The 15,021-nt window shown below is 38.9% G+C and carries 11 protein-coding genes and 1 pseudogene; 5 read left to right on the forward strand and 7 right to left on the reverse strand.

Annotated features, from left to right (window positions below; translation table 11 throughout):
• Both AC2JBO_RS34735 and AC2JBO_RS34740 read right to left on the reverse strand, forming a co-directional pair.
• Positions 1-607 (reverse strand): hypothetical protein (locus tag AC2JBO_RS34735; RefSeq protein WP_496958197.1); only part of this gene is annotated, 607 nt, incomplete at its 3' end.
• A 582-nt stretch (positions 608-1,189) separates the two neighbouring features.
• Positions 1,190-1,783 (reverse strand): helix-turn-helix transcriptional regulator, encoded by a 594-nt coding sequence (locus tag AC2JBO_RS34740; protein WP_496958198.1) that lies wholly within the window; start codon positions 1,781-1,783, stop codon positions 1,190-1,192.
• A 321-nt stretch (positions 1,784-2,104) separates the two neighbouring features.
• On the opposite strand from AC2JBO_RS34740, the gene AC2JBO_RS34745 reads away from it, so the two are divergent.
• Positions 2,105-2,359, forward strand: coding sequence for a TIGR03643 family protein (locus tag AC2JBO_RS34745; RefSeq protein ID WP_496958199.1), 255 nt, complete (start codon positions 2,105-2,107; stop codon positions 2,357-2,359).
• 278 nt (positions 2,360-2,637) lie between these two features.
• On the opposite strand, the gene AC2JBO_RS34750 is transcribed toward AC2JBO_RS34745, so the two are convergent.
• Together AC2JBO_RS34750 and holA are read right to left on the reverse strand one after the other, a co-directional pair.
• Positions 2,638-3,111 (reverse strand): DUF4168 domain-containing protein, encoded by a 474-nt coding sequence (locus AC2JBO_RS34750; RefSeq protein WP_496958200.1) that lies wholly within the window; start codon positions 3,109-3,111, stop codon positions 2,638-2,640.
• A gap of 108 nt (positions 3,112-3,219) precedes the next feature.
• Positions 3,220-4,206 (reverse strand): DNA polymerase III subunit delta, encoded by a 987-nt coding sequence (holA, locus tag AC2JBO_RS34755; protein ID WP_496958201.1) that lies wholly within the window; start codon positions 4,204-4,206, stop codon positions 3,220-3,222.
• A gap of 202 nt (positions 4,207-4,408) precedes the next feature.
• Here holA and lpxD point away from each other — a divergent pair, with 202 nt between their 5' ends.
• Both lpxD and AC2JBO_RS34765 read left to right on the forward strand, forming a co-directional pair.
• Positions 4,409-5,470 (forward strand): UDP-3-O-(3-hydroxymyristoyl)glucosamine N-acyltransferase, encoded by a 1,062-nt coding sequence (gene lpxD / locus AC2JBO_RS34760; protein ID WP_496958202.1) that lies wholly within the window; start codon positions 4,409-4,411, stop codon positions 5,468-5,470.
• A 50-nt stretch (positions 5,471-5,520) separates the two neighbouring features.
• Positions 5,521-7,194 carry a CocE/NonD family hydrolase gene (locus tag AC2JBO_RS34765; RefSeq protein ID WP_496958206.1) on the forward strand — a complete coding sequence of 558 codons (1,674 nt, stop codon included), beginning with the start codon at positions 5,521-5,523 and terminating at the stop codon, positions 7,192-7,194.
• 280 nt (positions 7,195-7,474) lie between these two features.
• Here the strand turns inward: AC2JBO_RS34765 and AC2JBO_RS34770 are convergent, their stop codons facing one another.
• On the reverse strand, positions 7,475-8,587 hold the full coding sequence (locus tag AC2JBO_RS34770; RefSeq protein WP_496958203.1) for an alpha/beta hydrolase fold domain-containing protein: 1,113 nt from the start codon (positions 8,585-8,587) through the stop codon (positions 7,475-7,477).
• 863 nt (positions 8,588-9,450) lie between these two features.
• The gene (locus tag AC2JBO_RS34775) at positions 9,451-10,050 is read right to left on the reverse strand and encodes a site-2 protease family protein (RefSeq protein WP_496958207.1); all 600 of its coding nucleotides are present in this window, start codon (positions 10,048-10,050) and stop codon (positions 9,451-9,453) included.
• Between the two features lie 434 nt (positions 10,051-10,484).
• Here AC2JBO_RS34775 and AC2JBO_RS34780 point away from each other — a divergent pair, with 434 nt between their 5' ends.
• Positions 10,485-12,821: a glycoside hydrolase family 31 protein gene (locus tag AC2JBO_RS34780; RefSeq protein WP_496958204.1), complete on the forward strand. Its 2,337-nt coding sequence runs from the start codon at positions 10,485-10,487 to the stop codon at positions 12,819-12,821.
• Between the two features lie 121 nt (positions 12,822-12,942).
• Here the strand turns inward: AC2JBO_RS34780 and AC2JBO_RS34785 are convergent, their stop codons facing one another.
• Positions 12,943-13,167 (reverse strand): hypothetical protein, encoded by a 225-nt coding sequence (locus tag AC2JBO_RS34785; RefSeq protein WP_496958205.1) that lies wholly within the window; start codon positions 13,165-13,167, stop codon positions 12,943-12,945.
• A gap of 421 nt (positions 13,168-13,588) precedes the next feature.
• Here AC2JBO_RS34785 and cobA point away from each other — a divergent pair.
• Positions 13,589-15,021 (forward strand): annotated as a pseudogene (gene cobA, locus AC2JBO_RS34790) (uroporphyrinogen-III C-methyltransferase); the annotation flags it as partial.

Consider the following 15,021-nt stretch of genomic DNA (forward strand, 5'->3'; position numbering starts at 1 on the left):
GCTCAGTTCGCTTTGAAGTTATTGCATAACCAATTTCCACGCTAACATTGGGGCTAGGAATTAAGACGGGCGCCTCACCATCAAAGCGAGCAATAGGAGTAATATCGGCAATAAATAGTAAACTTTTGCGAATTTTTCGCATCATAGTGCGATTAATACGTATAGGAGCATCTTTGGAGCGGTAAGACTCTGCTAAAGTCAAAGGAACGCGGGACGTTTTATTTAATTTTTCCAAACTTTGTTGCAAAGACTCGCGTAAAGCTTCACTTGCAGTTGGGTACTCGGTTTGATGACACAAAAAAATGACTGGCTCCAACTGTGACAGTAGCGCTTGCTTGGTAAAATAAATCTCGTGACTGATTAAATCTATGTTCGCAACTGCATAACCACCGCTACCTTCGATATAAAACTCAATATTCTCACCTTGGAGATAGCGACCAAACCAGGTTGACTTTCTGACATCCTCTATATCGTCTAAAAAATCAGCGCGTAACCCAGATTTTAACAAGCTCTTTTTGCTCAGGCGAATATCTGGCGCGCGTCTTTCCAACTCTGAAATTGGCTCATAATCTTGCTGATACCACGCCCGAAGAGCAATAATCGACATAAGAAACCGGGTTTCTACCCAAAATTGTTGTTTTTATTATTATAAGATATTAACAAAGAAAGCCAATTTCTACTAAAACAACAACACCCAGCATTGACCTGATGTAATCTTTCCTCTACTACGCTTCTTCTAGCCAGGGATGTGCTGAATAAATCACTGCTTGAACGCTTGCGTGATTGGAAGCCAGCAACAGCGCCCCCTGTTTTGCTATATTGAGGAAATATCACCTATCAAAGTGGGTGTTGTTGTTCAGACGAGACAGATGTGTATTCAACAGCGTTTTTACCTCTTTCAACTCCTAACCGAATCGCGCCTTTATCTGTCAGGGAAGCTTCTTTTTTTAGCTTCTATTGTTAGATTAACACTACCTTAGATGAATAGTTAAAGAAGTTATTTTTCTTTACCTTTACAATTTGTTGCATACTCTCGCTATAAATGCAATAACCCTTATTTATATTGAGTTTGAGACGTTGTAGAGAGTTAATTATTTTTGTTTTTCGTCCGTAGGTCAAGGAGCGCATTTACTCATATATTTTTTAAGTTTTGAAAAGAAGTTTTGGAAAGAATTTTTGAAAGCATACCTCAAAAGTCAGATGCTTGTCGTTTAGCATGAATATTCTTCATGTGCTTCTTGACCGTATTTAAACTTATGTAAAGATGCTCGGCAATTTGCTTGTAACTTGAGTTTGCACGGTAGAGACACCAAATTTCAGCTTCTCGCTGCGTTAGCTCGTATTTTTTAGCTTCAGCGAGAGCAACATTTTTGATAGACTCGTAGCGATTCTCAATAGTTACCAGTAAATATCGTCCATTACTGTTATTTAAGTTTAAGCACCGCACTCGCACACGGAACACTTCAAAATTATTTAGTACTATTTCATCTGAAACGATTACATTATTTTCAGAGTATAAGTTATATTCAATCAAAGATTGAGATAAATTTTGTATCAAAGATAGAAGTGATTTAGCGTTTTCACTATTCTGTGATATTTTGTGATAAATGCTATACGCATTTGAATTTGCATGAATTAGCTCTCCAAACTCGGTAAAAAGTAAAATACTATCTTGTAACCCGTCTAAAATAGTTTGCCAAAAACTGTTGTCCAAAGCAGTTTTGGTAGGCTTTTGCTGTTTAATTGTATATTCTTTAACGCTTTTCTCAGTTATGGCTATCATCTCAATTTATCCCATTTATAAAAGTAATATTGTGCAAGATTGATTTAATTTCAATCAATCTAGGTTATTAAGTCTACCTACGTATAATTATCAATACAGCACTGCAAATTTACTTTTCGGATAATTGTCTTATCTCCTCCCTCTGTGTAGAGACGCGATTAATCGCGTCTCTACGAATCGCGTCTATATGGTAAAATAGTACTATAACTATGCTTTTTACTACGCCCGTCACAGAGACGATAGAGAGAGGCGCCTATCCACAAATTTGCTACAATTGAGGTAAAGCGTTACATAAATTAACTAATTTATCACTTTTGACACATGATTATACCCGAACTAGATAGTGAAACTGTAGACCGTGTAGTTGAAATGGCATGGGAAGACAGAACCCCTTTTGAAGCGATAGAGGTACAATTTGGTTTAAAGGAAAAGCAAGTGATTGAGCTGATGCGTCGTGAGATGAAAGCTTCAAGCTTCCGGATGTGGCGCGAACGTGTAACCGGACGTAATACAAAGCATTTACAAAAGCGTGAATTCTTTTCGGGTCGCTTCAAGTCAGACAATCAGAAAACATAATATATAGATATGTAGATAGGCGCCTGATAAATGGCGCCATCGAAGTCAGAAGGCAAATAGGTATAGAAACGTATCGAAACAATACCCTGGTAATAAAGATGGGTAGATTATTACTAAGATTTTTTCCATATCTTAATAACAAGATATGAATAAATATTTGATTTCAATGAACATTTAATATACTAGTACAATAGGTTAGCAGAAATAAAGCTACTATTAAGAACAGCCATAAAGCCTGTAAAATAAACTTTATTTCTTTTACCTTTTGATTTGTTGTACTAGTCGGAACCATTTTTCTTTTGCTCAATAATTAACTGGTTATAAATTTGTTTCTGTAAACCTTCATTTTTTTGTAGCTGCATCGTCATCTCATTAAAGCGGTCAATACTTAAACCATTCTCCTCAACAATTTTTTGCGAGCGATTACAATAATCAATTGCAATATTTTTTGCATTCCCTGGAAGCGCATTAAAACTATTAGGGTCGTTACAAACAATTTGGGGAACTTTACCTCCAACAATTTTCGTTATTCCATCAAGTGCTTCCCGTCTGGGTTTTTCCATTGCTAAGACAGATTTTGCGTAATTAACTATTTCTGTAGCGGTGATAGGTGGGTTTTGAGCGTATGCTTTAGAACCAGATATAAATGTACCAAAAAAGAGAGCTGCTGCAGTAAAGCTACTTATAACTAAAGACTGACATAGGATTCGAGTGCGTTGCGGTTTCAATAAGGGATAGTGTAATTTCAACATGATTATGTAAGAAAAAAACTACAGTACGTATGTGTTAATCACAATGAATAATTTTATGAACCAGAAGTTCCACAGATACCTATATAAAAATAAAGTCAATCAATTTGTTTAAGTAACTTGACACACTCGACAAAGTTCAATGACTTTAGTCTGGAGTGTCGGTAACTCTGCGGCGCCTTGTTTTAAACTGACTTCTAGTTCAAGAAGTAACGGTAAAGTAGAAATTAGTCGAGGCAGCGAAAGTGATTTTACTTCTTGTTGTAAAATATAAATCCGCTTTGGATTACCAACTTCACACGCTTTAGCAATGTCTTGTTGATTTCGTTCACCGCTAGAGAGCATCATTTTGACCCATAACCAGGTACGGAATTGACCGATTAGTGTAGCCACAATCTTCAAACTAGGTTCAGAAGCAGCAAGCATTTCACTAACTAAAGTCAAAGCTTTTGCTGTGTCTCCTGTTCTAATTGATGCAGCTAGTTGCAGGCTATTTTGAGTTGTATTTCTAACTAAAGACAACACAACATCTTCATCTTGTGGTTTGTTGCTACCTAGAGAATAAAGCCGTATTTTCTCTAATTCATTATATAAGAGTCGTGTATCGTTACCTACAGATGAAGCAAGCAGGGATGCTGCATTGGCTGTAATTTTTACTCCGACATGACGAGCCGCTTCTTCTACAGCCCTTACGAGTGCTTTATCGTCCCACCAAGGAATAAGTGCAAATGATTTGAAGGTAGCAAATTGCTTCAGTAATTTTGTCGATTTCAAACGTTCATCAGGTTTGTTAGGAAAAGTTAACAACAAATAGGAAGTTTCAGGAATAACAGCTAATGTTCGCTCCACTTCAGCCAAAACATTATCAGGGCACTGTGTGCAAATAGTAGTATTAACGAGCCATACCAAGCGACTACCCATACCAAAAGGTGGTGTCATTGCTTCGTTGAGGCCTTCAATAATTGCTCCCGGTTGTTCTGGAGTCAAGACTGTGTAGTTAAAACTAGTCCACAGTGGGTCGAGGATTTTGTCGCGCAAATCCACAACGGCTTTTTCCAAGGCAAAGTCATCTTCACCCCAATATACATGAACTGGCATATGTTAATTTTTTCTTGAGTTATTATAAATTTTGTGCTGTGGTACTTATATGCAGATCATTATTGGAACCTAGTTGGTTAGATAATGGTCTAGAAATAAACGTTATTTCATTACTAATATATATAACTAACTTGTTGCAGTGCGGCAGATAGCCAAAACTACCAGTATTAAGTCTTAACCAGGAATAAAAAATCCATAGCTTATGAAATTCAACGAAATTATAGAAAAACTCGGTGATAGCGCCGTTACGAACAGTTTGACCTCGAACAAAGACCATAATCCTGAAATTAGAGGGGTTGCTGCGATAACTGAGGCAATTAGCGGTAACATTAGTTATATCGAAGGTGCCAAATTTGCTGCAATGGTAGGTAAAACTCAGGCGAGTGCCTTAATTTTGCCGCAGGATGAAACATTACAAGCAGAGGCATTATCACGTGGGATAGTTTGGATAGCCGCGCGCGAACCGCGATTAATGTTTGCCCAAACAATAAAATTATTCTATCAAGCTTGGCGCCCACAAGCCTCGATACACCCAAGTGCGGTAATTGACCCGACGGCAAAAATTGGCAGTAATGTCCACATTGCTGCCCATGTAGTAATTCAGGCAAATGTAGAAATAGCCGACGAAGTGTGTATTCATCCCAACGTCGTTATATATCCTGATGTCACAATTGGTAATAATACAGTACTACATGCGAACTGCACCATCCATGAACGTTCTCAAATTGGTGCTAATTGTGTAATTCATAGTGGTGTAGTCATAGGCGCCGAGGGATTTGGGTATGTACCGACGGCAACAGGCTGGTTCAAAATGGAACAATCAGGATGTACTATTTTAGAAGATAACGTCGAAGTCGGTTGTAATTCAGCAATTGACCGTCCCGCCGTCGGTGAAACCCGCATAGGTAAGAGTACTATAATTGACAACTTAGTACAAATAGGTCACGGCTGTAAAATTGGTTTTGGCTGCGCGGTAGCAGGACAAACAGGAATTGCTGGTGGTGTACAAATCGGCAACCGCGTAATTTTAGCAGGACAAACAGGAATTGCCAACGAAGTCAAAATTGGTGACGGCGCCGTAGCAGCAGCAAAAGCCGGAATTCACGGTGATATAGCTGCTGGTGAAACAGTTTGTGGTAATCCAGCAATGCCGTACAAACACTTTTTGAAAGTCTCAGCAATTTTAAAGCGACTACCCGATATGTATCAAACACTAAGACAGTTACAAAATCAAATTGGGCAAAATCAAATTGGGAAGGGGTAAAGGGAGTGTGGGAAAGTGGGAGTGTGTATTTTTCTCACCCTCCCTGTATTATGCTACCTGTTAGTTCAAAGCAGACAATTTGCACCTACACGCGCGATGGAGTTCGTCTTGATGCTGATATTTACCGTCCAGATGTAGATGGTAAATTTCCTGTACTTCTAATGCGTCAACCTTACGGACGTGCTATTGCATCGACAGTTGTTTACGCTCATCCCAGTTGGTACGCAGCACATGGTTACATTGTAGTTATTCAAGATGTAAGAGGACGGGGTACTTCTGAGGGTAAGTTTAAGTTATTTGCCCATGAAATTAATGACGGTGAAGATTCTGTCAACTGGGCAGCTAATTTACCAGGTAGCAATGGGAACCTTGGTATGTATGGGTTTTCCTATCAAGGAATGACGCAATTGTATGCAGCAGCCACAAAACCGTCTGCCCTCAAAGCAATTTGTCCAGCAATGATTGGTTATGATTTATACAATGATTGGGCATATGAAGGCGGCGCCTTTTGTTTACAAACTAATCTTGCTTGGGCACTTCAACTAGCTGTAGAAACGTCACGTTTAGAAAAAGTAGAACGTGCTTACCAAGCCTTATCAAGTGCCGCACGTAACTTACCTTTACACGATGCAATTCCTAATTATCCAGAAGTTTTAAAATTTTACGCCGTAGATTCTTATTATCATGATTGGGTAACACGCTTTGAATCAGATGCCTACTGGCAAGAACTTTCACCCAAAACTTATCTCCAAGATGTTGATATACCAATGTTTCATATTGGTGGATGGTTTGATACTTATTTACGTGGAACGTTAAATTTATATAAAGATATTGTCGCGCGCAGTCAACACCGTCAGCAGTTATTAATTGGACCGTGGGCACATATTCCTTGGGGACGAAAAGTAGGCGCCGTAGACTTTGGTGTAAATGCGATTAGTCCAGTAGATAAAATGCAGATAGCATGGTTCGACCAATATTTAAAAGGTGAAGATACAGGTTTACTAAACTTGCCTTCAGTTTGGTTATTTGAAATGGGGAGTAACATCTGGCAAAATTTCTCTAGCTTCCCTTCATCACAGAGTAAATCATACTTTTTGTCTAGTAACGAACTCGCCAGCATTCAAGAAGACGATGGTACTTTAATCCATTCATTGTCGTTCACGCAGTGTTCCGCAGGAAAGACAAATCCAAAATCCAAAATTCAAAATGATATTATTGTTCATGACCCCTGGCGCCCTGTACCATCATTAGGAGGTCATGCAGGAATTCCAGCAGGTATGTTTGATAGGTCGTACATAGATTGTCGTGCCGATGTTTTGACTTATACAACTGAAACTTTGACAGAGGATTTGAATATTATAGGTGATGTAATAGTTGAAATATATTGTGTTGCCGATAAACCCAGTTTTGATTTGTGTGCAGTACTTTCTGAAGTTTATCCAGATGGACGTGTATATAACATTACGCAAGGTTATTTAAAATGCCAAGATGGAACTAACCTTCAAGTTAGAAAAATTAACTTACAGCCAACTTGCGCGCGGATATCTGAAGGTAAAGCGTTAAGATTAAGTATAAGTGCAGCTTGCTTCCCTGCCTACACAATGAACGCCGGAACAGGTGAAGAAATTAGTAAACAAAGGTTAATAAATGCCGAAATCATTACCCTAACAGTAATTAATCATACTAATCCAGCATCACAAATCATCTTACCTATAATTAATTAAATCAACTTTAATTAACACTCTTTGTGGAAGTGGAACGGGCATCCTGCCCGTTAAAAGCAGTAGAACAAATTCTTTAAATTATGTATCCGCCTCAAGATGTAGAGGGAACATCAGTAGTTATTGATTATCTCCTGTCGTTTACCTCCTAATTTTAAGAAATAATTGTCAGCGGAATTTTGTTTATTAGGCATAAGGATTTTAAATGACTGATAAAATTGCGATTGCTGTTGTCGGCGCCTATCTCACTTGTCATTAATTTTGGCGAGTTTAAAATATTAGTTTATAATCCGTTGCCAATTTTCACAGCCCAAGCTAAAAACCTTTCAGTATAATATAAAGCCAACTGGTTGCTTACTCCGTTAAAAACAGCATCAAATCCATGTTCTGCCCAAGGAATTTCTAATAAAACTGCCGTATTACCTTCTTTTCGTAAACCTTGATATATTTGCCTTCCATATTTAGCTTCCACAATGTGGTCTTGACTGCCATATATAAGTAAAGTCGGCACCACCTTCTTATTAACATAATTTATAGGTGAAGCCACTTGATACTGTTTCGGTAGCTTCTGCGGTACACCTCCAAGAAAATCTGTTAATACGACGCGCGTATTAATTGGGTCTGGACGTGGAGGGTTATTATATCCTTCTGTCAGATTTACTGGGCCGTAATAGCTAATGACTCCAAGAACTGGTAATGTATTACTGTTGTATGCCGCTAACATTGCTAGGTGGGCGCCTGCTGAACGTCCGAATAATACTATACGCTCGGCATCAGCTTCATATTTTGCCGCGTTTTGACGAATAAAATTCAAACTCGCTTGCACATCTTCTAACTGTATAGGGAAACGATAGCGTGGTGCATGGCGATAGCTAATAGCAAACACAGTATATCCGCGCGCTGCTATATATTGGTTAAATTCTAGATAAGATTTAGGACTGCCACCTCTCCATGCACCACCATAAATAACTACAAGTGCTGGATAAATACCTTTTCGCTCTGGTTGATAGATTTCCATACTTAAATCGATTCCAGCAGGTGTAGTAAAAGTTACATCTTCTAGATGACGAGTTTTACCAAGGGAAATACCTAAGAATGAATCTGCGAACGCAAAAGGAGTACTTCGTAAATTGGCTTTTGCTTCAACAGAAATTTTATTTAAATAATCTTTACCTAATTGTTGTTGAAACTCGCTTTCCATTTGTGCTTGTGCTGGTGCAATGCTTGCAAGCTCCCATCCACAAATGAACAGTCCTAACAAACTCGCAATTAAAGCACTCCGGCGCCTTTTTGAGTCACGAAGCAAAAACCATGCTGTAATTAACGTAATAATATTACCGATGAGCAACCACGGACATACTTCACGGGCGCCGACTGATAATATTAATAGTGGCATTGTGGGAGCGGGGATCAATATCCAAGCACTTAAAAACAATCCGGTAAAACTCAGTAATAATACAATTACACTGCTTAGGTTATACATATGAAAATATATATAAAGGTACAGTGTACACAATTTTGATCCCCCCTAGCCCCCGCGTGGAAGGCTACGGTGTACACACAAGTCTATCCAAGTTACTTTTCTTCTCTTTCTTCGTGTTCTTTGTGCCTTTGTGGTTCCTTAAAAGAATAAACCACAAAGACACGAAGGACACTGCATAGGGGAAAAAAGGGGGTTATTTAAAGATGTGTGTACACGGTAGGCGTGGAAGGGGGGAACAAGATTTTTAGTTCTCTATTTTCACAAAAACCAAGATTCTTAGCCCCCTTCCACGCGGGGGGTTGGGGGGATCAACAGTTATAATTATGCCTGGAAGTAGGAAAGAGACTATCCATTATTAATAAAAATATTACAGTAATAATCATCAAATAAATAAATTGTGAGTTCTTCGGTACTAATTCGAGATAGCGTTCAAATCTTGGCGAATAGTTGAGTGTTCCTACGCCAAGATAAGAAATAACGGCAACCTTTAAGATTAAATCAACCAACTTTAATGCATGAGAGCGCTGGTTAATCAAGCATAAACTCACACTAGAACTTGAAACAGCAGATAGATTACTGTCAAATCTGAAATGTACAAATATCGAATTAAAATTGATTTCTCTAAACTGGCTCAATAAAAAATACATAGTCCAAATAAAGCAGAAGCCAGCAATCACTATTGATATATTCTTTTTGAAGTTCATAGTAACTGGTAGATAAAAACCCTCTCTCTTCCTTTGCGACCTTTGTGACCTTTGCGGTTTATTATAAAAACATCAAATTATTAAGGTAATTATCTGGTCATCTATCGTACCTAAAAACCCGCTAAATCCGGGAACCAAGAATATTACCATTAGTAAGAAAAGCCCCATTTGGTTATATTCTAACTGTCGAAGTTCAGGAAATAATTCCTTAAAAACGCTATACCCATCTAACGGCGGGATTGGTAATAAATTAAATAAAAAAAGCATTATATTTATCCTAGCTGCCATTAACAGAAAGTTTTGGCTAAACATAGATGAGGCAGATGGCGTTAATGATATTTTCAGAAAGAAAAGAAATAAAAAAGCCAAAGCCAAATTAGACAAAGGTCCAGCAGCAGAAACTATTACATCTCCATATCTAGAGCGAAACTTTGAAGGGGTAACAGGCATTTGTCCCCATGCCATACCTGCTAGACATAAAAAAACAATCGAATGCCAACCCATATGAATTACAGGGTTAAGAGTGATATGGCCTGTAACGCGCGGAGTGTCATCACCTTGGTAAATGGCGGCAAAACCATGTGCTAATTCATGCACTGTTATTGAAATGATGATTATTGATATATACGCAAAAAAATACTCTGGATGGGTAACAATAGCATTTAAAAATATGTTTCACTACCTTTTATACAGATGCTCAAGATACACAATTGCAACAGCACAACAAGTGAGCAGCCAACTTTAACTAATGTCTGTTGAATGCAGAAATGTGCCTATATACAGCGGTTAGCTAGATATTTATCTAACAGTATAATAAAAGGCTAGAAGAATAGTTTGAGGATTATTACTTAGATAAATAAAAAAAATGGTTAAATTTATTGCCTGGGATGAACAGGCAGGGATGCCTGTTCTACAAGAGATCAATCTATAGAGGTATCGAATTTGATAATTTAATTGTGGTATCAAGAACAAAGCAATTAACCGAAAATAAAACTTAGCACTCAACACTCAGCACTCAACACTCAGCACTCAACACTCAGCACTCAGCACTCAGCACTCAGCACTCAGCACTCAACACTCAGCACTCAGCACTCAGCACTCTTCTTATGCCGCAATATTTTGGTAAACTGCCTACAACAGACCAACCTTGGACAAAAATTGATGAAGTCAAAGCTTGGAAACAACATGGAAAGACGATTATTTTTGACTGTGATTCATCTAAGTTTTCTATCGTGGTACTGGCGCCTAATTTAATTAGAGTTCGTTTGGCGCCACATGGTGAATTTACATCGCGTCCAAGTTGGGCAGTAACACGCTCTGATGAAGAATGGGCGCCCTTCTCATTTGATGTTAACGATACAGATACAGAAGTCCAAATAAAAACAGAATCTATACATATATATATAGATAAATTAACAAGTAGAATTACTTGCTTTGATTTAGAAGGGCGCCCATTTGCCCAAGATGCTACCCCTAATATGGGTTGGAGACTTGGCGCCGTTGCGGGATGGAAGTGTATTGAAGCTGACGAACATTTTTACGGGTTTGGTGAGCGTGCAGGGTTACTCGATAAACGCAGCGAAGTAAAAACAAACTGGACTACCGACGCTTTAGATTATGGTTCGCTCACTGATGAAATGTACCATGCGATTCCATTTTTTATGGCGCTGCGTCCACATGTTGCATATGGTATTTTCTTTAATACCACTTTTTGGAGCCAGTTTGATATCGGCGCCGAGCAACCTGGTGTATGGAAAATGGAAACGCGCGGTGGGGAATTAGACTATTACATTATATATGGCCCCAAACCATCGCAAATTCTCGATACATACACCCAACTTACAGGAAGAATGCCGCTACCGCCAAAATGGTCAATTGGCTATCACCAGTGTAGATGGAGTTATGAGTCTGAAGAAATAGTACGTGTACTAGCACAAGAATTTAGAACTCGTCGCATCCCTTGTGATGTTATTCACCTTGATATTGACTACATGCGAGGTTTTCGGGTATTTACTTGGAGTCCCGCGCGCTTCGCTAACCCAGAAAAACTAATTAGTGATTTAAAAGAAAATGGCTTTAAGGCTGTAACTATTATTGACCCAGGAGTAAAATACGAACCTGAAGCTAATTACCACGTTTTTGATGAAGGTATTAAAAACGATTACTTTGTTCGTCAAGCAAATGGTACATTATTTCACGGTTATGTATGGCCTGACAAATCTGTATTTCCTGACTTTCTGCGTGCGGATGTGAGAAATTGGTGGAGTGACTTACATAAATCTCTCACTGATATAGGCATTGCTGGTATTTGGAATGATATGAACGAACCAGCAATTAATGACCGACCATTCGGTGATGGTGGTGTTCATATATGGTTTCCTCTAGATGCACCACAAGGTGAAAACAATACCGCGACTCACGCAGAAGTTCACAACCTTTATGGTTTGAATATGGCTGCATCTTGTGCAGAGGGTTTAATTAAACATCGCCCTAACGAGCGTTCGTTTGTATTGACACGTTCAGGGTTTGCGGGGGTGCAGCGTTACTCTAGTGTGTGGATGGGCGATAATCAGTCACAGTGGGAACATCTAGAAATGTCGCTACCGATGCTTTGTAATATGGGGCTTTCGGGAGTAGCATTTGTTGGATGTGATATTGGTGGATTTGCGGGTAATGCTACGGCAGAAATGTTTGCGCGTTGGATGCAAATTGGAATGTTGTATCCATTAATGCGGGCACATTCCGCCATGAGTACCGCGCGTCATGAACCGTGGGTATTTGGTGAAAGGGTAGAAGATATTTGTCGCGAATATATTAATTTGCGCTATCAGTTATTACCTTTCTTTTACACCTTATTCTGGGAAGCAGCTACAACTGGGGCGCCTATTTTACGACCTTTAGTTTATGAATATCCCGACGACATAAAAACCTACACGCTTTATGACCAAGTATTATTAGGTTCTAACTTAATGGCGGCGCCAATATATCGACCGGGAATAGAACATCGCGCTGTATACTTACCTTCAGGGACTTGGTACGATTGGTGGACGGGAGAAAAATTAGAAGGCGCCACCCACATCTTGGCACATGCACCATTAGAGCGAATGCCATTATACGCGCGCGCAGGTGCAGTTATTCCCATGCAACCAGTTATGCAGTATGTTGATGAACATCCGTTAAATGAACTACAACTGCGAATCTTCCCAGGCAATAGTGAATACACGCTTTACGAAGATGATGGCAACAGCTTTGAATATCAAGAAGATATCTTCTCAACAACAAAGATAAATGTATCTACTGAAGAAGAACAAGTCATTGTAAAAATAACCCCTAGACAAGGAAAATGGATACCCTCAGTCAGGCGCAAAATCATTGTTAAAGTAGTAGGTTTCGGGGAGCAAACCTTTGAAGACGATGGTGAAGAACATCGTTTAGAATTTTAAATATTTTCTCGCACTTTCCGCTTATAAATCAGGTGGTGTACAGATTTTTTAGTGCTTTGTAAGATTTTGATTCCCCCTAGCCCCCGCGTGGAAGGGGGGAACAAATTCATCTATTGTCAATTTACTTACCCATTAGTGCAATACGATTAATAGAAGGTATTATTGATTTACACTCACCAACGATAAGAGTAGGTAAATCATGATGTTCGGTAGGACATAGATATCCATCAACTTCACTTCCCAATCTTAAAACTTGATTGGCACGACACCAGCAATATTCAACAGTTTTAGTTTGATTATTTTCAAAATACGCAACAAAGTAGCTCTTATCAGTATTATTTCTCACTATAACTTTGCAGCGTTTGTACTGTATGGAAAAGTTGATTTGTCTTGCTAACATACTCTTTAGGTATTAACTCGCTATTGAATTGAATATTGTTCCTGATTCAAGCGCGCTTAGAAAGTCAGCAATATCAAGTTTGATTGTAAAGTTTGAGCTTACGTTATTTACGTAGTCAAGACAATTTAGACAATTTATAACTTGTTTTAATCAATAGGTTAGGTAAGACACAAGTACATATGTTTGAGCGACGCACCCAAGCTATGATTTACTGCCATAAATCTAAACTTGATAGTAGTTTTATTGAGCCGAGGCAATGGGAACACATTTCAAAGTTATAAATTAAAACTTTATGAACCACACTAGTAGATATACTGAACTTAAATTCATAACCTAAAATCCAAAATCCAGAATCCTTTCATCCAAAATGGGAAAAGTCTATCTTGTCGGCGCCGGACCAGGAGATGTGGCATATCTAACGGTAAAAGCTTATAAAATTTTACAGCGTACACAGGTACTAATTTATGATGCGCTTGTTGATGCGGAGCTATTAGAGTTAGTGCCTAATGATTGCTTAAAGCTAGATGTTGGTAAACGTGGAGGAAAGCCAAGTACACCACAAACGGATATTAACGATTTGTTAGTAAAATATTGTCAGTTGGATAAACAAGTTGTGCGGCTAAAATCTGGCGACCCATTTATCTTTGGACGTTGTACTTCTGAAATTGAAGCATTAAAAGTAGCTAATTGCGAGTTTGAAGTTATACCAGGTCTTTCTTCAGCTACTTCGGCGCCGACCTTAGCAGGAATTCCATTAACTGACCCAGTACTGAGTCGAAGTTTTGCTGTTTTTACAGCGCATGAACCAGATGCACTTAACTGGGAGGCATTGGCGAGAATTGAAACATTAGTTGTGCTGATGGGAGGAAAAAATCTACCGGAAGTAATATATCGTTTGATCAAGCATGGAAAATCGCGCGCAACACCTATTGCTGTGATACGTTATTGTGGTACAATCCAACAGCAAATTTGGACGGGAACACTCGAAACAATCCTTGAAATCACAGCTAATATTTCACTTTCACCGACAGTAATTACAATTGGTGAAGTAGTCGAACTCAGGAACTATCTCCAAGCAGACAATATAAAGACCGACTGATTCTCACGCTCGCGGCAAGTAGCACACACCCACTTATGCCTACCAATATCTCTCTCATTACACCAGTACAGCACACCCTTCCTCTTGCTGGCAAAACTATTTTAGTAACACGTGCAGCAGGACAATCAAGTCAATTTGCCCAAATGCTGATTGACTGTGGCGCCAGTGTTATCGAAATGCCAGCACTTGAAATTTGTCAACCTTCTTCTTGGTCTGGGTTAGATAATGCAATAGTTAATATATCAAGCTTTGATTGGCTAATCTTGACTTCCACTAATGGAGTAGAATATTTCTTTGAGAGATTATTCGCCCAAGGTGGAGATGCACGTTCATTGCAAGGTGTAAAAATTGCTGTTGTCGGAGAAAAAACCGCTCAATGTTTGACGCAACATGGATTACGTGCGGATTATATTCCCCCAAATTTCGTTGCTGACTCGCTAATTGAAAATTTTCCAGAAGAACTTACAAATAAAAAGATTTTATTTCCGCGCGTAGAAAGCGGTGGACGTGAAGTCTTGGTTAAAGAATTGGGTGCAAAGGGTGCAGAAGTCATCGAAGTTAGTGCGTATCAGTCATGCTGTCCTTCGAGCATCCCCCCTTCAGCAGAATTGGCACTACAAAGTGGAACCGTAGATGTAATTACATTTGCTAGTTCAAAAACAGTACAATTTTTCTGTGAATTAGCAAAACAAGTATTCACC

This window comes from Calothrix sp. CBUCES-K 9914, from assembly GCF_059640475.1.

Bases quoted from the DNA above. Each gene is read 5' to 3' on its own strand.
- holA (WP_496958201.1), bottom strand. From the start codon at position 4,206: ATGCCAGTTCATGTATATTGGGGTGAAGATGACTTTGCCTTGGAAAAA.
- AC2JBO_RS34745 (WP_496958199.1), top strand. From the start codon at position 2,105: ATGATTATACCCGAACTAGATAGTGAAACTGTAGACCGTGTAGTTGAA.
- AC2JBO_RS34750 (WP_496958200.1), bottom strand. From the start codon at position 3,111: ATGTTGAAATTACACTATCCCTTATTGAAACCGCAACGCACTCGAATC.
- lpxD (WP_496958202.1), top strand. From the start codon at position 4,409: ATGAAATTCAACGAAATTATAGAAAAACTCGGTGATAGCGCCGTTACG.
- AC2JBO_RS34765 (WP_496958206.1), top strand. From the start codon at position 5,521: ATGCTACCTGTTAGTTCAAAGCAGACAATTTGCACCTACACGCGCGAT.
- AC2JBO_RS34740 (WP_496958198.1), bottom strand. From the start codon at position 1,783: ATGATAGCCATAACTGAGAAAAGCGTTAAAGAATATACAATTAAACAG.
- AC2JBO_RS34780 (WP_496958204.1), top strand. From the start codon at position 10,485: ATGCCGCAATATTTTGGTAAACTGCCTACAACAGACCAACCTTGGACA.
- AC2JBO_RS34770 (WP_496958203.1), bottom strand. From the start codon at position 8,587: ATGCCACTATTAATATTATCAGTCGGCGCCCGTGAAGTATGTCCGTGG.